The organism is Pseudomonas iridis (genome assembly GCF_017980685.1).
Classification (GTDB): Bacteria; Pseudomonadota; Gammaproteobacteria; order Pseudomonadales; family Pseudomonadaceae; genus Aquipseudomonas; species Aquipseudomonas iridis.
In genome coordinates this window covers 105,534-122,923 of record NZ_JACXXO010000008.1, presented here as the reverse complement: position 1 = coordinate 122,923, position 17,390 = coordinate 105,534, and the positions used below count along the sequence as shown (strand labels likewise).

Annotated in this window: 14 protein-coding genes; 9 read left to right on the top strand and 5 right to left on the bottom strand. The window is 59.8% G+C overall.

Going from position 1 to position 17,390, the window contains the following annotated elements; all coding sequences use genetic code 11:
* The first annotated feature begins 9 nt into the window (after positions 1-9).
* The 6 genes from IEQ42_RS15250 (at position 10) to yccS (ending at position 9,590) form a co-directional block, all read left to right on the top strand.
* Positions 10-1,452, top strand: a complete 1,443-nt coding sequence (locus IEQ42_RS15250) for a TldD/PmbA family protein (protein ID WP_210704064.1) — start codon at positions 10-12, stop codon at positions 1,450-1,452.
* Positions 1,452-2,789 (top strand): TldD/PmbA family protein, encoded by a 1,338-nt coding sequence (locus tag IEQ42_RS15245; protein WP_210704063.1) that lies wholly within the window; start codon positions 1,452-1,454, stop codon positions 2,787-2,789. The genes IEQ42_RS15250 and IEQ42_RS15245 overlap by 1 nt, the downstream gene beginning before the upstream one ends.
* A gap of 140 nt (positions 2,790-2,929) precedes the next feature.
* Positions 2,930-4,357: a multidrug transporter subunit MdtD gene (gene mdtD, locus IEQ42_RS15240; protein ID WP_210704062.1), complete on the top strand. Its 1,428-nt coding sequence runs from the start codon at positions 2,930-2,932 to the stop codon at positions 4,355-4,357.
* A 128-nt stretch (positions 4,358-4,485) separates the two neighbouring features.
* Positions 4,486-5,823, top strand: coding sequence for an ATP-dependent RNA helicase DbpA (gene dbpA, locus IEQ42_RS15235; protein WP_232392848.1), 1,338 nt, complete (start codon positions 4,486-4,488; stop codon positions 5,821-5,823).
* 141 nt (positions 5,824-5,964) lie between these two features.
* The gene (locus tag IEQ42_RS15230) at positions 5,965-7,143 is read left to right on the top strand and encodes a BaiN/RdsA family NAD(P)/FAD-dependent oxidoreductase (RefSeq protein WP_115147140.1); all 1,179 of its coding nucleotides are present in this window, start codon (positions 5,965-5,967) and stop codon (positions 7,141-7,143) included.
* A gap of 263 nt (positions 7,144-7,406) precedes the next feature.
* On the top strand, positions 7,407-9,590 hold the full coding sequence (yccS, locus tag IEQ42_RS15225; protein ID WP_210704061.1) for a YccS family putative transporter: 2,184 nt from the start codon (positions 7,407-7,409) through the stop codon (positions 9,588-9,590).
* Positions 9,591-9,738: 148 nt separating this feature from the next.
* On the opposite strand, the gene IEQ42_RS15220 is transcribed toward yccS, so the two are convergent.
* Entirely contained in the window at positions 9,739-10,476 is a 738-nt protein-coding gene (locus IEQ42_RS15220) for a substrate-binding periplasmic protein (protein WP_210704060.1), read from the bottom strand.
* Positions 10,477-10,730: 254 nt separating this feature from the next.
* Between IEQ42_RS15220 and IEQ42_RS15215 the strand changes: the two genes are divergently transcribed.
* On the top strand, positions 10,731-11,183 hold the full coding sequence (locus IEQ42_RS15215) for a GNAT family N-acetyltransferase (protein ID WP_210704059.1): 453 nt from the start codon (positions 10,731-10,733) through the stop codon (positions 11,181-11,183).
* Between the two features lie 123 nt (positions 11,184-11,306).
* On the opposite strand, the gene IEQ42_RS15210 is transcribed toward IEQ42_RS15215, so the two are convergent.
* The 3 genes from IEQ42_RS15210 to IEQ42_RS15200 are packed head-to-tail and all read right to left on the bottom strand — an operon-like array spanning position 11,307 to position 14,289.
* On the bottom strand, positions 11,307-11,603 hold the full coding sequence (locus tag IEQ42_RS15210; protein WP_210704058.1) for a winged helix-turn-helix domain-containing protein: 297 nt from the start codon (positions 11,601-11,603) through the stop codon (positions 11,307-11,309).
* Positions 11,604-11,629: 26 nt separating this feature from the next.
* Entirely contained in the window at positions 11,630-12,121 is a 492-nt protein-coding gene (locus IEQ42_RS15205; protein ID WP_150601920.1) for a M48 metallopeptidase family protein, read from the bottom strand.
* Between the two features lie 44 nt (positions 12,122-12,165).
* Complete coding sequence (locus tag IEQ42_RS15200) at positions 12,166-14,289, bottom strand: putative bifunctional diguanylate cyclase/phosphodiesterase (protein ID WP_210704057.1); 2,124 nt, start codon at positions 14,287-14,289, stop codon at positions 12,166-12,168.
* A 320-nt stretch (positions 14,290-14,609) separates the two neighbouring features.
* Here IEQ42_RS15200 and IEQ42_RS15195 point away from each other — a divergent pair, with 320 nt between their 5' ends.
* Together IEQ42_RS15195 and IEQ42_RS15190 are read left to right on the top strand one after the other, a co-directional pair.
* Positions 14,610-15,278, top strand: coding sequence for a polysaccharide lyase family 7 protein (locus tag IEQ42_RS15195; RefSeq protein WP_210704056.1), 669 nt, complete (start codon positions 14,610-14,612; stop codon positions 15,276-15,278).
* A gap of 470 nt (positions 15,279-15,748) precedes the next feature.
* Positions 15,749-16,111, top strand: a complete 363-nt coding sequence (locus IEQ42_RS15190; protein WP_210704055.1) for a DUF6124 family protein — start codon at positions 15,749-15,751, stop codon at positions 16,109-16,111.
* Between the two features lie 60 nt (positions 16,112-16,171).
* On the opposite strand, the gene fba is transcribed toward IEQ42_RS15190, so the two are convergent.
* Positions 16,172-17,236 (bottom strand): class II fructose-bisphosphate aldolase, encoded by a 1,065-nt coding sequence (gene fba, locus IEQ42_RS15185; protein WP_007913760.1) that lies wholly within the window; start codon positions 17,234-17,236, stop codon positions 16,172-16,174.
* Positions 17,237-17,390: the final 154 nt, after the last annotated feature.

The following is a 17,390-nucleotide window of genomic DNA, read 5'->3' as shown; positions in this document are numbered from 1 at the left end:
GGTTCCCGAATGTTCGATTTCCACCCCCAGCTCAAGCAGCGCTTCGCTGCCTTGCGCACGGGCGCCGAGTTCTTTTCCCTGCGGTATGTACGCGAGTCCGGCCAATACCTGTCGGTGCGCAAGAACGTTGCCGAGCCGCCGAGCCTGAGCCGCGACGAAGGTGCGATGCTCACGGTGCGGGTCAACGGCGTCGAAGCCTACGCTGCGACCAATGACCTCTCGCAACGGGGCCTACAAGCCGCCCTTGAGCGCGCCGAACAGCAGGCCCGGCGGCTCAAGCCCCACGCCTTGCTCGACCTGCGCGATCAACCGGTTTCCAGCGACCGCGCGGATTACTTTTCGCCCAATCTCGAACAACCCTTCCCGTCCCTGAGCGAATGCTTTGAGCTGCTCGGCGCGGAATCCGCCTCGGTGCCAAAGGATGAGCGCCTGGTGAATTGGGAAGTCAGCATTGGCATCACCCATGTCGAGCAGATCTACCTGAGCAGCGCCGGCGCCGAATTGCGCCAGGCCCAGCGCTTCGTCTACCCAAGCCTCGACGTCACCGCCTACGACGGCAACGACAGCCAGACTCGCAGCCTCGGCCGCGAAAACTTTGGCCAACAGGGTGGCGCAGACGTGATCAGCCGTTGCGGGCTGATCGGTGCCGGCCCGCAAGTCGCCGATCAGGCACTGCAACTGTTGCTCGCGCCAAACACTCCACAAGGCCCGCGCGATCTGCTGCTGATGCCTGACCAGATGATGCTGCAGATCCACGAATCCATCGGTCACCCGCTGGAGCTAGACCGCATCCTCGGCGACGAACGCAATTACGCCGGTACCAGCTTCGTCAAAGCATCTGACTTCGGCAGCCTGCAATACGGCTCGAAACTGCTCAACGTGACGTTCGATCCGGGCATCCCCGAGGAACTCGCCAGTTACGGCCATGACGACGACGGCAGCAAAGCCAGCAAACAATTCCTGATTCGTGATGGCCTGCTGCTGCGTCCACTCGGCGGTGCGCTGTCGCAGTTCCGTGCCGGGATGGACGGCGTCGCCAACAGCCGCGCCTGCGGCTGGAACCGTCCACCGATCGATCGCATGGCCAACCTCAACATCGAGCCGGGCGATCAGCCGCTGAACAAACTCATCGAAAGCATCGAAAACGGCATCCTGATGAGCACCAACCGCTCATGGTCGATTGACGATGCGCGCAACAAATTCCAGTTCGGCTGTGAATGGGGCCAGTTGATCGAAAACGGCGAACTCAAAGGCGTGGTCAAAAATCCCAACTATCGGGCGATTTCCGCGCACTTCTGGAAAAGCCTGCGCGCCGTCGGCGATGCCAACACCGTCAAGGTGCTCGGCACGCCGAACTGCGGCAAGGGCGAACCGAACCAGGTGATCCGCGTCGGCCACGCTTCGCCGGCCTGCGTATTCAGCAACGTTGATGTATTTGGGGGAGACGCCTGATGAGCATTTCGAAGAGTCAGTCCGACGCCTTCAAGGACATGGTCAATTGGCTGCGCGACAGCGTCCGCGAGCCGGAACAGTTCACCCTCAGCTACGCCGCTGAATCTTCGGCGTTCGTGCGCTTCAATCACGCCAAGGTGCGCCAGGCCGGGCAGGTGCAGCAAGCCAACATCGTCCTGAAACTGATCAACGATGGTCGCCACGCCGACCTGCAAGTCACCCTCTCCGGCGATCAGGAAGGCGACCTGCAGCGGCTGGCCGAAGGCCTGCAACAACTGCGCGAAACCCTGCCGCTGCTGCCGCAGGATCCGTATCTGCTGCTCAACCACAATGGCTGGCAGAGCAGTAAAGTGCAGGACCATCCGCTGCCGGATACCGAGCAAGTGGTCGACGAAATCTGCGCCGCCGCTGAAGGTCTGGATCTGGTTGGTTTCTATGCCGCAGGCCCGATCAGCCGTGGTTTCGCCAGTTCCTCAGGCGCGTTTGGCTGGCATCAGGCCAACAGCTTCAACTTCGATTTCAGCCTGTTCCACGAGAACGGTGAAGCGGTGAAAGCCAGCTACGCCGGGCACGACTGGAGCAGCGAAGACTTCGCCAAGCGCTTCCGGCAGGCTCGCGAACAACTGGAGTTTCTCGGTCGCCCACTGCGCACCTTGCCGCCGGGACAGTACCGCGCTTATCTGGCTCCAGCCGCACTGGAAGAAATCATGGGCATGCTGAGCTGGGGCGGCTTCTCCGCGCAGTCGATTGCCAGCAAGAGCAGCCCGCTGCAGAAGTTGTATGTCGGCGATCAGGCGTTCAGTCCGCTGGTGTCGCTGGATGAGAAAGTCAGCGACTCGCTGAGTCCGGCATTTTCCGGCGAGGGTTATCCGCGCAGTGATTTGCGCCTGATCATCGAGGGCAAGGCTGGAGATCAGTTGGTCGGTTCGCGCAGTGCGGCCGAGTACGGTCTGGCGGCCAACGGTGCCAGCGGTGGTGAATCACCCAGTGCGCTGAACATGGCCGCCGGCGATTTGCCACAAGCGGAGATTCTCAAGCAGTTGGGCACCGGGCTGTACATCAGCAATCTGTGGTACCTGAACTTCTCGGATCAACCGGCGGCACGCATGACCGGCATGACGCGCTTCGCGACGTTCTGGGTTGAAAACGGCGAGATTCAGGCGCCGGTCAGCACCATGCGATTCGACGACAGCGCTTACAGCCTGCTGGGTTCGCAGCTGGAAGCGTTGACAGCCGAACGGGAGTTGCTGCTGTCGGCGAGCACGTATAGCCAGCGCAATACGTCGTCAGCATTGCTGCCGGGGGCGCTGGTGAGCCGACTGACTTTAACCTTGTAACACCGCAGCACCTGTGGGAGCTGGCTTGCCAGCGATGAGGACGGCAGACTCAGCATCGTGCTCGTCTGAAAGTCCGCCATCGCTGGCAAGCCAGCTCCCACAGGTTCGCATTCCGCCTGACCCATACTCTTAGAGGTTCCATGCCCGACCGCCCGCCTCTCGACGCCATCACCGCCCGCTGGTTGCCGTGGGTCGTCGCCATTGCGTTCTTCATGCAGTCCCTCGACGGGACCATCCTCAACACTGCCCTGCCGGCCATGGCCCGGGATCTGGCCGAAGACCCCTTGCGCATGCAGGGCGTGGTCATTGCCTACATGCTCACCGTAGCCCTGCTGATCCCCGCTTCCGGCTGGATCGCCGACCGTTTCGGCACCAAGAAAATCTTCTTCGGCGCGATCCTGCTGTTCAGCATCGGCTCGCTGCTCTGTGCACTGTCGAGCACCTTGAGCATGCTGATTGGCGCCCGGGTGATTCAGGGCCTGGGCGGTGCATTGATGTTGCCGGTCGGGCGACTGGTGGTCTTGCGCGCTTATCCGCGATCCGAGCTGGTGCGGATCATGGGGTTCATCACCATTCCCGGATTACTCGGTCCGCTGCTCGGCCCGACCATGGGCGGCTGGATGGTCGAATACCTGACGTGGCACTGGATCTTCCTGATCAACCTTCCGGTGGGCGTCATCGGCTGCTACGCGGTGTGGAAATTCATCCCCGACCTGCGCGGCACCGAACGCACGCGTTTCGACAGCCTCGGTTTCCTGTTGTTTGGCGCAGCGATGATTCTGATCACCATCGCCATGGAAGGCCTCGGCGAATTGCATCTGCCGCACTTGCGCGTGATGTTGCTGCTGTTCGCTGGCTTCGCCTGTCTGGCCGCGTACTGGCTGCGCGCGGGGCACATCGAGAATCCGTTGTTCTCACCGTCGCTGTTCAAGACCCGCACATTTGCCGTCGGCATTCTCGGCAACCTGTTCGCCCGTCTCGGCAGCGGCGCCCTGCCGTTTCTGGTGCCGTTGCTGCTGCAAGTGGCGCTGGGTTACTCACCGTCGCAAGCGGGGATGAGCATGTTGCCACTGGCCGCTGCGGCGATGATCGCCAAGTGGGTCGCGCGACCGCTGATCGAACGCCTCGGCTATCGCATCGTCCTCACCGGCAACACGCTGCTGCTGGGGATCATGCTGGCCAGCATGGGCCTGGTCAGCGAACAGACGCCGTACTGGCTGCTGCTGTGCCTGCTGGCGGTTCTCGGCGCGATCAACTCGCTGCAATTCACCGCGATGAACACCGTGACCCTGATCGACCTCGACGACGCCAGTGCCAGCAGCGGCAACAGTTTGCTGTCGGTGGTCGCGCAGTTGTCGCTGAGTCTGGGGGTTGCCTGCGCCGGTGCCTTGTTGGGCGGGTTTACCGCCGAGGTCGGCAACGACGGTGTCGAGACGGTTCTGGGCGCATTCCAGTTGACCTTTGTGACCGTCGGGATCATGGCGATGCTCGCCGCGACGATTTTCTCGCAACTGTCGAAAGAAGACGGAAGGCGCGCAAAACGGCCGCAAGAACACATCGAACATTAAGCGCTGTTCGTCCAGAACTTTCGAGAAAAGTGGCACGGGGCTGCTACACTGCGCGACATTTTGTTTTGCAGGCCCGCCCCGTGACCACCATCGCCACCGCTTTTAACACTCTGCCGCTGTCCGCTGCCATGCTGGCTAACCTCGAATCACTCGGTTATGCGCAGATGACGCCGATCCAGGCGCAGAGCTTGCCGGTGATCCTCAAGGGGATGGACCTGATTGCCCAGGCCAAGACCGGCAGCGGCAAGACCGCTGCGTTCGGCATCGGCCTGCTAAACCCGATCAACCCGCGCTACTTCGGTTGCCAGGCGCTGGTGATCTGCCCGACGCGCGAATTGGCCGACCAGGTGGCCAAGGAAATCCGTCGCCTGGCCCGTGCCGAAGACAACATCAAGGTCCTGACCCTGTGCGGCGGCGTGTCGTTCGGCCCGCAGATCGCTTCGCTGGAACACGGCGCGCACATCATCGTCGGCACCCCGGGGCGCATTCAGCAGCACTTGCGCAAAGGTTCGCTGGTACTCGATGGCCTGAACACGCTGATCCTCGACGAAGCCGACCGTATGCTCGACATGGGTTTCTACGACGCCATCGAAGACATCATCGTCAAGACCCCTGAGCGTCGTCAGACCTTGCTGTTCTCGGCAACCTACCCGGTAGGCATCAAGCAGCTTGCGTCGAAGTTCATGCGCGATCCGCAAACGGTGAAAGCCGAAGCGTTCCACGATGACACGCAGATCGAGCAGCGTTTCTACGAGATTTCCCCGGATGAGCGCATGAGCGCGGTGACCAAGGTCCTGCACCACTTCCGTCCAGCATCCTGCGTGGCGTTCTGCTTCACCAAGCAGCAAGTGCAGGAAACCGTTGACCACCTGACGGCCAAAGGCATCTCCGCCGTCGGCCTGCACGGTGATCTGGAACAGCGTGACCGCGATCAGGTGCTGGCAATGTTCGCCAACCGCAGTACTTCGGTACTGGTCGCCACCGACGTTGCCGCCCGTGGTCTGGACATTGATGCCCTGGACATGGTGATCAACGTCGAACTGGCGCGCGATTCGGAAATCCACATTCACCGCGTTGGCCGTACCGGTCGTGCGGGCGAGAAAGGCATTGCCATCAGCCTGGTTGCACCGAGCGAAGCGCACCGCGCGCAAGCCATCGAGCAACTGCAAAAGTCGCCGCTGAACTGGGATCAGGTAGACAACCTCAAGTCCCAGGGCCTGGCTCCGCTGCAGCCGCCGATGACCACCCTGTGCATCGGTGCCGGCCGTAAAGACAAAGTGCGTCCGGGCGACATTCTTGGTGCATTGACTGGCGATGCCGGCATTCCGGGCGCACAGGTCGGCAAGATCGCGATCTTCGACTTCCAGGCGTATGTGGCCGTGGAACGTACCGTGGCCATGCAAGCCTTGCAGCGCCTGAACGACGGCAAGATCAAGGGCCGTTCGCTGCGCGTGCGTATCCTGTAAAACAACGTACTCCCCTGTGGGAGCGAGCCTGCTCGCGAAGGCAATCTGTCAGCCAACATCAATGTTGAATGGCATACCGCTTTCGCGAGCAGGCTCGCTCCCACAATTGGTTTTGTGGTGACATTTTCAGAGGACACCGTTTTGCGCTCTACCGAAGTCGTGATCATTGGCGCTGGCGCCGCGGGTTTGATGTGTGCACTGACCGCCGCCGGGCGCGGCCGTCAGGTATTGCTGCTCGACCATGCGAACAAGGCCGGCAAGAAAATCCTGATGTCGGGCGGTGGCCGCTGCAATTTCACCAACATGTACACCGAACCGAGCAATTTCCTCTCGCAGAACGCGCACTTCTGCAAATCCGCACTGGCGCGCTACACCCAGTGGGATTTCATCGGCATGGTCGGCAAGCACGCGGTGCCGTATCACGAGAAGAAGCTCGGTCAGCTGTTCTGCGATAACAAATCCAGCGACATCCTCGAAATGCTCCTCACCGAATGTGATCAGGTCGGCGTCGAGCTGCACCTCGACACCTCGATCCAGACGATCGAGAAAGTCGAAAGCGGTTACCTGCTCGACACCACCCTCGGCCAGATCCAGTGCCAGTCGCTGGTGATCGCCACCGGCGGCCTGTCGATCCCGACGTTGGGCGCCACCGGTTTCGGCTACCAGGTCGCCAAACAGTTCGGTCACGAACTGCTGCCGACCCGCGCCGGGCTGGTGCCGTTCACCATCACCGATCAGCTCAAGGAACTGTGCACAGAGCTGTCCGGCACATCGGTGGATTGTCTGGTCAGCTGCAACGATCAGAGTTTTCGCGAGAACATCCTGTTCACTCACCGCGGCCTCAGCGGCCCGGCGATTTTGCAGATCTCCTCGTTCTGGGAATCCGGCGACACGGTAGAGATCAACCTGCTGCCGGATCACGACGCCGCCAGCTGGCTGCAACAGCAAGTGGCCGAGCGTCCGAACAGCGAGCTGAAAACGCTGCTCGGTGAGATCTTCACCAAGAAGATGGCCAATCTGCTGGCGGATAACTGGTTCGTGTCCAAGCCGATGAAGCAGTACACCCATGCGGAGCTGGCCGAGATCGCCGAGAAGCTGGGCAGCTGGAAAGTTGTCCCGGCCGGTACCGAAGGCTACCGCACGGCCGAAGTAACGCTGGGCGGTGTCGACACCCGCGAAGTGTCGTCCAAGACCATGGAATCGCTGAAAAGTCCGGGCCTGTATTTTGTCGGCGAAGTGCTCGACGTCACCGGGCACTTGGGCGGTTTCAACTTTCAGTGGGCCTGGGCCTCGGGCTACGCGGCCGCGCAGTACGTCTGATCCACGTCTTTCAAATGTGAAATGCAATCCCTGTGGGAGCTGGCTTGCCAGCGATGAGGCCGGCACATCCAACATCGATGTTGAACGCCAGGACGCCATCGCTGGCAAGCCAGCTCCCACAGGTTTTTGTGCCAACCCCCAAATTGAGTTCGGCATAAAAGCAGTAAGGAACACTTTTTGCTGTCAGATGTGATCGGCGCCATTGCGTCGGCGTCATTACTGGCTCAATTTAGCGGCATCGCCTCGGAAGGCCTTCGCACTTCATGTCCTCGACTTCGTTTCGTCAGTCTTTGCGGCGCCTGTGGGCGCTGGATAAATTCAGTTATAGCGTGCGGGTGTTCATCGCCCTGACCGGCAGCATGGCGCTGTGCTGGTATCAGGATGAAATGGGCCTGCTGATCCCGTTGTTCCTGGGGATTATCGCCAGCGCACTGGCCGAGACCGACGACAGTTGGCAGGGTCGGCTCAATGCACTCGCCGTGACGCTGGTATGTTTCAGCATCGCCGCACTGTCGGTGGAGCTGCTCTTCCCCTACCCCATCATCTTTGCGATAGCGCTGGCGTTGGCCAGCTTCGGCCTGACCATGCTCGGGGCGCTGGGCGAGCGTTACGGGGCGATTGCCTCGGCAACCCTGATTCTTTCCGTGTACACGATGATCGGCGTCGACCAGCGCGGTGGCGCAGTGCTCGATTTCTGGCATGAACCGATGCTGCTGGTGGCTGGCGCCGCGTGGTACGGCTTGCTCTCTGTGCTGTGGCAGGCGCTGTTTTCCAACCAGCCGGTGCAACAGAGTCTGGCGCGGTTGTTCCGTGAATTGGGTTTTTACCTGAAGCTGAAATCTTCGCTGTTCGAGCCCATCCGGCAGATGGACGTAGAGGCCCGACGCCTGGAACTGGCGCAGCAGAATGGTCGCGTGGTGGCCGCACTGAACAGCGCCAAGGAAATCATCCTGCACCGGGTCGGCAACGGTCGCCCCGGCTCGAAAGTCAGCCGTTACCTGAAGCTGTACTTCCTCGCCCAGGACATCCACGAACGCGCCAGCTCTTCGCACTATCCATACAACGCCCTGGCCGATGCATTTTTCCACAGCGACGTACTGTTCCGCTGCCAGCGACTGTTGCGCCAGCAAGGCAAAGCCTGCCGGGCGCTGGCCGAATCGATCCAGATGCGTCAGCCGTTCATCTACGACGCCAGTTTTGCCGAAGCCCTGAGCGACCTCGACGCCTCCCTCGAACACCTGCGCATCCAGAGCAACCCGGCATGGCGCGGCCTGCTGCGCTCGCTGCGCGCACTGGCGGCCAACCTTGGCACCCTCGACCGTTTGCTCAGCGATGCGAGCAACCCCGATGCCTTGGCCGACGCCACCGACAGCAGCCTGCTCGACCGTTCGCCGCGCAACTTCAAGGACGTGTGGATTCGCTTGCGCACACAGCTGACGCCGACCTCTTTGCTGTTCCGGCATGCGTTGCGTCTGCCGCTGGCCTTGAGCATCGGCTACGGCATGGTGCATTTGATTCACCCGTCGCAAGGCTACTGGATCATCCTCACCACGCTGTTCGTCTGCCAGCCGAACTACGGCGCGACGCGGCGTAAACTCGGCCAGCGGATTCTCGGTACCGCCATCGGCCTGACCGTGGCGTGGGCGTTGTTCGATCTGTTCCCAAGTCCGCTGGTGCAATCGTGCTTCGCCATCGCCGCCGGGGTCGTGTTCTTTACCAACCGCACCACTCGCTACACCCTGGCGACCGCCGCGATCACCATCATGGTGCTGTTCTGCTTCAATCAGGTCGGCGACGGTTACGGGCTGTTCCTGCCGCGACTGTTCGATACCTTGCTCGGCAGCCTGATCGCCGGTCTGACGGTGCTCCTGTTCCTGCCGGACTGGCAAGGCCGGCGCCTGAACAAAGTGCTGGCCAACACCCTGACCTGCAACAGCATCTACCTGCGCCAGATCATGCAGCAATACGCGGCGGGCAAGAGTGACGACCTCGCCTATCGCCTGGCCCGACGCAACGCGCACAACGCTGATGCGGCGCTGTCGACGACGCTGGCGAACATGCTCATGGAGCCTGGTCATTTTCGTAAGGAAGCGGATGTCGGTTTCCGTTTCCTGGTGCTGTCGCACACCTTGCTCAGCTATCTGTCAGGGCTGGGAGCGCACCGCGAGACGCAGCTGCCGGCGGATGTGCGCGAGCATTTGATTGATGGCGCCGGAGTGAAACTGGCGGCGAGCATCAATGAAATCGCCCAAGGCCTGGCGAGCAAACAACCGGTTGCGATTCAAAGTGACGAAGAAGAAGCACTGGCCAATGAACTTGAGCAGATGCCGGATGAAATCGATGAAGGGCAGCGACTGGTGCAGACGCAACTGGCGCTGATCTGCCGACAGTTGGGGCCACTGCGGACGTTGGCGGCGCACTTGATCAAGGACACCTCTGAAGCTTGAGTTGGCCCGACTGGCCCCATCGCTGGCAAGCCAGCTCCCACAGGGTTCTTTGGTGAAGCACAATTTTGTGAATCAACCCGACCCACTGTGGGAGCTGGCTTGCCAGCGATGAGGCCCTCAGCAACAACACAACTCCGGGATCAGAAACCTACATCCCATGCTGTCGAAGCAACTTGTCATAACTGCCATCCGCCTTCATCGCCGCAATAGCCCGATCAAACCCCGCCACAATCTGCGCATGCTGCGGATTCTTCAGACTCACCAATATGTGCAGGCTGTTCTCGCTCAACGGCTTGGGCAAAAACTCCACCGCACTGCGTACCTTGGCTGATTCCCGCGCCAGGTAATACTTCGCCACATACTCGTCCTCCAGCGTCAGCTTGACCCGATCCGCCGCCAGCATGCGCACGCCCATGGCAAAGTTATGCACAGGGACTTTCTGCAACGCCTTGTCGGCATCAAATGGCGGTGAGTAGGCGTAGCCGCGCACCACCGCTATGGGATACGTGTGCAGTTGCTGCAGATTGTTGTATTCGAGTGGCGTGTCTTTGCGCTTGAGAAAGCGGATACGGTTGACCAGATACTCACCGGAAAACTGCCCCAGTTTCGTCCGGTCTTCGTTGTACCAGGCATTGACCAGTACGTCGTAACGCCCCTCGCCAACCCCCAGCAGCGCCCGCGCCCAAGGCACCTGCTCGTAACCGCTGGCATAGCCCGCCCGGGCCAGCGCGGTGGTGACGATGTCGGTGGCCAGGCCGCCGTTGACCAGTGTGTCATCGGTAAAGGGCGGCCAGATATCAAACACCAGCCGCAACTTCTGCGCCGCTGCGGTCTGAGCCAGCAAGAGCAATCCGATCAAAGCAAAGGCTCGATGCAAACGCGGCATGCTTGAAAATCCTTAGCGGGCCGGAGCCCTGCGTGTTTTCAGTCAAAACCCCAAGGCCCCTTACCGGCAAAACCCAGGCACTAACATTAGCTCAAGGGAGCCAGTGCACAGGGCTCACCCGCAGATTACACAAAGACGCCCGTGCTGCGCGAAAGGAATGATGGCATTTTGACCTTTGTCACAGACTCTTACGCCATACAGACATCTGCGACCGGTGCGCTTAGTATCGGACGACGTATTCAAGGAATCGGAAAATGACAATCGATTGGGTCTGCAAACATCACAGCGATCTGGGCAAAGAGCAGCTGTACGCACTGTTGAAGCTGCGCTCGGAAGTATTCGTGGTTGAACAGAAATGCGCCTACCCCGACCTCGACGGGCAGGATCTGGAGGGCGACACCTATCACCTGATGGGTTGGGAGGATGATCAGTTGAAGGCTTATCTGCGCCTGCTCGATCCGCAATCTCAGGGCGGCGACGTGGTCATCGGCCGCGTGATCACCGCGCCGCAAGCCCGAGGCCAAGGGGTGGGCCACGAAATGATGGAGCAGGCGCTGAAGCAGGCCGAGAAACACTGGCCGCAGGTGCCGATCTATCTGTCGGCGCAGGCGCATTTGCAGGGGTATTACGGCAAGTACGGTTTCGTGGTGGCGGGTGAGGAATATCTGGAGGACGGCATTGCGCATATCGGGATGCGTCGCTCCTGAAGGCCCCATCGCTGGCAAGCCAGCTCCCACAAGGAATTGCGTCGTTCACAACCTATGTGAACGCCAGAAAAACCTGTGGGAGCTGGCTTGCCAGCGATGGCGTCAGCCCAATCCACTCAGGATTCAGGGATACTCAAGCACAGCCTTGATCTGCCGCAAATTCCTCTCGATCCACCCCCGTTCAATCGCCCCCCACTCACGAATCCGATAACGCCCGGCATGATTGCGGGCGCCCTCTTCCTGCTCGAACTCGCAAATGATATCCAGATCCGCCAGCGCGGCGATCGTGTCCTGCGCGGTGCGGCGGGGCATGCCCGTCACTTCGGTCAGCGCCGGCACGCTTGGGGCCAGACCGCTGTCGATCAGGTACGCGACGTACAAGCGTCGATAGAAACTGCTTTTGGTCTTGCTGACGTCCATCCACACCTTCCTGGTTGCGACTGTTGTTATTGCATATCTCGCCAAGTCAGATACACCCGCAGATCAAACTCGACCTGGTGATACCCCGGCAGCATGTGTTCGCACAATTTGTAAAACGCCTTGTTGTGATCCGACTCTTTGAAATGCGCCAATTCATGCACGACGATCATTTTCAGAAAGTCCGGCGCAGCGTCCTTGAACAGCGAGGCGATACGAATCTCTTTCTTGGCCTTGAGTTTGCCGCCCTGAACGCGCGAAACCGTGGTGTGCAACCCGAGAGCACGATGGGTCAGGTCGAGGCGGTTGTCGAACAGCACTTTGTCGATGGCCGGGGCGTTGCGCAGGTATTCCTGCTTCAGGTCCAGCGCGTAGGTGTACAGCGCCTTGTCGCTCTGCACATCGTGGCGCCCCGCATAACGCTGGTCCAGGTATTCACCCAGACGCCCGTCGGCGATCAATTGGCGCACCTGATCCTGGAGTTGCGCGGGATAGGCCTGGAGGTACTTCAACACAGTCATGGACGGGCGACACGGTTCGAAAAAGGTGCGCCAGTGTAGCGAATTCAGCCGGGCAACGCGCTCCAGTCGAAAGGCTCGGCAAAGCTTGCGGCGTCTTCGGCAATCATCGGACGCGCCACGAGAAAGCCCTGTACGTACTCGCAGCCGTGGGCTTGCAGCCATTGATATTGCTCGATGGTCTCGACACCCTCGGCAATCACCAGCAAACCGTATTGCTTGCACAGATTGATCACCGTGCTCACCAGGTACGCATCCTTTTTGGAGTCCGGCAATCGAGCGATCAGATGGCGATCGAGCTTGAGTGTGTCCAGTTCCAGATCACGCAAATGCGTAAGCGAACATGGCCCGGAGCCGAAATCGTCCAACGCCACCCGCACCCCGAGATTGCGCAGCAAGCGCAACTGCTTTCGGGTTTCGTCGGGGTTTTGCATCAAGGCCTCCTCGGTGACCTCGACCTCCAGTTGCCGTGGCTGCAAGGCATGCCGCTCCATGACCTGACGCAACTCGGTGACCAGATTGGGCAGGCCAAACTGGGTGTTGCTCAAACTGACGCCGAGCACCAGGTCTTCGGCAAACAAGGTTTCCCAGGCCTTTCGCTGCCCAGCGCCACGGTGATAAATCCAGCTGCCGAGGCGACTGATCAGCCGCGCCTCCTCCAGCAACGGCAGGAACAACCCCGGCGGCACGTCACCCACGCTCGGGTGCTGCCAACGCAGCAGTGCCTCGAAACCACGGATCTGCCCGCTATCAATCGCCACCTGCGGTTGATAGACCAGATTGAAATCACGATTTTCGATGGCGGTGCGCACACTTTCTTCAAGCATCAACCGCGAGCGCGCACGGCCGTTCATTTCATGATCATAGAAACGATATTGCTGACGCCCGGCGCGTTTGGCTTCGTACATGGCGATGTCCGAGGCGCGCAGCAACCCGTCGAGGTTCGATCCGCAGTCCGGAAAAGTGGCGATGCCGATACTGGCGCCGAGGGCAATATCCATACCTTCAAGTTGCTGACATATGGAGACCCGTTCGATCAGCTTCTCGGCAATCTTCGCCGCCTGCTCGGGAAACTCCAGATCCAGCAGCGCAGTAAATTCATCACCGCCCATGCGCGCAAGAATATCGAACGGCCGCAAACACGCCTTCAACTGTTCAGAGACCCAGCGCAACACGCGGTCGCCCGCGTCGTGCCCGAGGGAATCGTTGACGCGTTTAAAGCCGTCGAGATCCAGATAAAGCAGCACCCAACTGCCATCGCTGCGTTCGCCGCGCAGCAGCAGATTTTCGACGGTTTGATAAAAGCCGCGACGATTGAGCAACCCGGTCAGCGGATCAGTGACTGCCTGATATTCGAGCTGCTGGTGCAAATGACGCACCACCGACATGTCGAGCACCGTCACCACCATCCCATATTGCTCGGCGGATAACGGCGCACAGGACAGCGCCACCGGCACTTGCTGTCCGGGCGCGGTACGCAGCAAAGCGTCGCGCAGCCGCAAGGTTTCGCCGCGCTGGTAACTGCTTTTGAATTCGGAATCGGCCCACAACGGGATGTGTGGTTTCTGCAGGTAATCAAGAAACTCCTTACCCTCCAGCTCTTTCACCGGCGCATTGAGCAGCCGTGAAATCGCCGGATTGGCAAAGCGGATCAAACCGTCCTCGCCCAGCACCAGAATGCCTTCGGCAGCGTTATCCAGCACCGAGGCATTAAATGCCCGCGCCACCTCCAGATCGCGAGTCAGTTGCTGCAAGGCGCGGCGATTGCGCTGATGCTCCAGCAGCGCTTGCACCTTGGGCTTGAGGATCTGCGGGTCGAAGGGTTTAAACAGGTAATCCACCGCACCACTGGCATAGCCCTTGATCACGGCATCCTGGGATTGCTCGTTGGCGGTGAGGAAAATGATTGGCGTGAGGCGAGTGCGCTGACTGCCGCGCATCAGCCGCGCGACTTCAAAGCCGTCCATGCCCGGCATCTGCACATCCAGCAGGACCAGATCGACGTCGTGTTCGAGCAGAATATTGAGCGCCTCGAAACCGGAGGCGGCGGTCATGACGTGCCAATCCTGACGCTGCAGCAACGCGCGCATGCTGATCAGGTTTTCAGGGTAGTCATCTACGATCAACAGGACAGAGCTGCCTTCACTTGGCGGGGGTTGCGCGCATTCCATGCTGCTTCTCTTGTCGGGACATCAGGTCGGTTCCAGTAAAAACCGCACACATACTGAGCGTTCACTCTAGTCTTGGATCCACAAAAGCAGTAGCTGTCATCAGGCCATCATTTAACGAATGGCATGTTTAGCCGACTAACGGTCACGCTTGAAGTCCCCTGAAACCGGCAAAGGTGGCATTTCGACAGGATGTTGACGTCAACCGTCCGCCGGACGGCCGTTAACAAACTTTCCCTCTACGCTTATAAAGGCCGCCCCAAAACGCGCGGGCTAGAGCATCTGGCACGTGCGTGCAGCGAAACTTGAGTGGAAGAACCGACATGATCGATCTCGCAACCTGGAACCTCAGCGTTCCCGTTGGCAGCCCGCCATATACCGTCGAAACCTCCAAACTGGTGAAAGGCTTCAAGGATCAATACTTCCATTCCGACACCGGCACCCTGTTTTTCTGGTCACCGGTCACCGGGTCAAAAACCGAAAACGCCATCTACCCGCGTACTGAACTGCGCGAGACCTACAGCAACGGCACCCTGCGAAACTGGTATTACCCGGACGCCGACAACCTGCTACGCGCGACCGTCACGGTCAACAAAGTGCCAAGCTCCGGCAAAATCGTCATCGGCCAGATTCATGCTTATGAAAGCCAGAAGCCGATGCTCAAGCTCGAATATCAATACAAGACTAAAACCGAAACCGGCAACCTTGTAATCAAAGTCCGCATGCGCCCCGATGACGAAGAAAGCCGCGTCATCACCCTCGCCACGGGAATCAAAATGGACCGCCAGTTCAACTACCTCATCCACCTCAGCCCCGGCGGCGCGTTGGGCGTGAGTGCGGCGGGTTATCAGTGGGATTCACAGATCAGCGCGACGTGGCGTAACAAGCCGCTGTACTTCAAGGCCGGAGTTTACGTGCAGGACAACACCGGCTACACCAGCGAAGGTGGCCAGGTCACCTTCAGCAAACTCGACATCGATCACGATAAATAACCCAATCCCCACTGTAGGAGCTGCCGAAGGCTGCGATCTTTTGATCTTGTTTTTGATTCTAAAAAGACAGAATCAAAAGATCGTCCGATCGCGGCCCGAGCCTTCGGCAGCTCCTACATTTAAACGGTGTTGTTTAGATCTGTCGGCGGTTACTTCCCGAAGCCTACAACAGCTTGCGTCGTTGCCTACGGGTACGCCAGAATCCGCCGGCTTGTGCGCCTGGAGGGCCATCGGTAACTTGATTCGCGTCACTGATTTCCAGTGATCGGGTTTAGTAGCCCGAGGTTTCAAGCGTTGTGCACAAGCATCTGTCAGTCAGGTATTTCGATTCCTGCGCTTGATGGTAGCTGTGCGCAGGGCACCTTCGGGTGCGCCGGCTTGCTCGAAACCCCGGTCTACTAACCTGCGTACAGTTGCCTCCACTTTGATTAGTAGCCAGAGCGGAGGCACTTCAATCAGGTTTCGAGCAAATGACTAAATCAACGCCACACCCGCCGGTCACCGACCCGGCCTCCCCGTACGAATCCCCCGACTCAAAAAAACTCAACGACGCCGCCGAACGCGCCCTCGACCACTACCTCAACCCCGCCGCCCTTATCATGGCGAGCACCAACAACCCCGAACCCATGTACCTCGCCAACCCGAAGTACAACACCGAGTCCTTGCTGGCCAACGCCAGCGAAACGTTGGGCTCAGCCAGCGAAATGCTCAACAACTTCGCGGCGATGCTCGATACCTCGCACCGCAAGACCGCGCTGGGCATTGCGCAAGTCGTCATGCTCGGAGAACTGGCGGTGAATCAGGCGCTGGATCATGTTGAGTTGAAGGAATAGTCACCCACAAAAAACCCGCCTCTCGGCGGGTTTCTTGATTCAATGGTTTAACGCTAAGGCTTAGTTAACCTTGGCGTTCAACTCACCCTTCAGATAACGCTGGTACATCGCTTCCAGCGAGATCGGCTTGATCTTCGAAGCATTACCGGCAGTACCGAACGCTTCATAACGCGCGATACATACATCACGCATTGCAGTCACGGTGGCGCCGAAGAATTTACGTGGGTCGAATTCGCTCGGGTTGGTGGCCATCAGGCGACGCATGGCGCCGGTGGATGCCAGGCGCAGGTCGGTGTCGATGTTGACCTTGCGCACGCCGTACTTGATGCCTTCGACGATTTCTTCAACCGGTACGCCGTAGGTTTCTTTGATGTCGCCGCCGTACTGGTTGATGATTGCCAGCCACTCTTGTGGAACCGACGAGGAACCGTGCATCACCAGGTGGGTGTTAGGGATGCGTTTGTGGATTTCCTTGATGCGGTCGATGGCCAGCACGTCGCCGGTAGGTGGCTTGGTGAACTTGTAGGCGCCGTGGCTGGTGCCGATGGCGATGGCCAATGCGTCGACCTGGGTGCGCTTGACGAAGTCAGCGGCTTCTTCCGGGTCGGTCAGCATTTGGCTGTGATCCAGAACGCCTTCGGCGCCGATGCCGTCTTCTTCACCGGCCATACCGGTTTCCAGGGAACCCAGGCAGCCCAGCTCGCCTTCTACCGAAACGCCGCAGGCGTGAGCCATGGCAACGGTCTGCTGAGTGACGCGAACGTTGTAGTCGTAGTCGGTCGGGGTCTTGCCGTCTTCGCCGAGGGAACCGTCCATCATCACCGAGCTGAAGCCCAGCTGGATCGAACGCTGGCAGACGTCAGGGCTGGTGCCGTGGTCCTGGTGCATGCACACCGGGATGTGCGGGAATTCTTCGATCGCGGCCAGGATCAGGTGGCGCAGGAATGGCGCGCCAGCGTATTTACGGGCGCCGGCCGAAGCCTGGACGATCACCGGGGAGTCAGTCTTGTCAGCGGCTTCCATGATGGCGCGCATCTGCTCAAGGTTGTTGACGTTGAAAGCTGGAACGCCGTAGCCGAACTCGGCTGCGTGGTCCAACATCTGGCGCATGCTGATAAGTGCCATTGTGTGTGTCTCTCCCGGTTTGGGTCGTTAATCGTGCCAGCCTGCCGGAGCGGCGGCGGCTATTCAAGTGATTGCAGATCGGGGGTTGAGGCCCGGCCTGGTGATTCGGTGGTACCAAAATCTTGTGAACAACACAGAACCCCTGTGGGAGCGA

Bases quoted from the DNA above. Each gene is read 5' to 3' on its own strand.
- IEQ42_RS15215 (WP_210704059.1), top strand. From the start codon at position 10,731: ATGACAATCGATTGGGTCTGCAAACATCACAGCGATCTGGGCAAAGAG.
- IEQ42_RS15205 (WP_150601920.1), bottom strand. From the start codon at position 12,121: ATGACTGTGTTGAAGTACCTCCAGGCCTATCCCGCGCAACTCCAGGAT.
- mdtD (WP_210704062.1), top strand. From the start codon at position 2,930: ATGCCCGACCGCCCGCCTCTCGACGCCATCACCGCCCGCTGGTTGCCG.
- IEQ42_RS15220 (WP_210704060.1), bottom strand. From the start codon at position 10,476: ATGCCGCGTTTGCATCGAGCCTTTGCTTTGATCGGATTGCTCTTGCTG.
- fba (WP_007913760.1), bottom strand. From the start codon at position 17,236: ATGGCACTTATCAGCATGCGCCAGATGTTGGACCACGCAGCCGAGTTC.
- IEQ42_RS15210 (WP_210704058.1), bottom strand. From the start codon at position 11,603: ATGGACGTCAGCAAGACCAAAAGCAGTTTCTATCGACGCTTGTACGTC.
- dbpA (WP_232392848.1), top strand. From the start codon at position 4,486: ATGCTGGCTAACCTCGAATCACTCGGTTATGCGCAGATGACGCCGATC.
- IEQ42_RS15195 (WP_210704056.1), top strand. From the start codon at position 14,610: ATGATCGATCTCGCAACCTGGAACCTCAGCGTTCCCGTTGGCAGCCCG.
- IEQ42_RS15200 (WP_210704057.1), bottom strand. From the start codon at position 14,289: ATGGAATGCGCGCAACCCCCGCCAAGTGAAGGCAGCTCTGTCCTGTTG.
- IEQ42_RS15250 (WP_210704064.1), top strand. From the start codon at position 10: ATGTTCGATTTCCACCCCCAGCTCAAGCAGCGCTTCGCTGCCTTGCGC.
- yccS (WP_210704061.1), top strand. From the start codon at position 7,407: ATGTCCTCGACTTCGTTTCGTCAGTCTTTGCGGCGCCTGTGGGCGCTG.
- IEQ42_RS15190 (WP_210704055.1), top strand. From the start codon at position 15,749: ATGACTAAATCAACGCCACACCCGCCGGTCACCGACCCGGCCTCCCCG.
- IEQ42_RS15245 (WP_210704063.1), top strand. From the start codon at position 1,452: ATGAGCATTTCGAAGAGTCAGTCCGACGCCTTCAAGGACATGGTCAAT.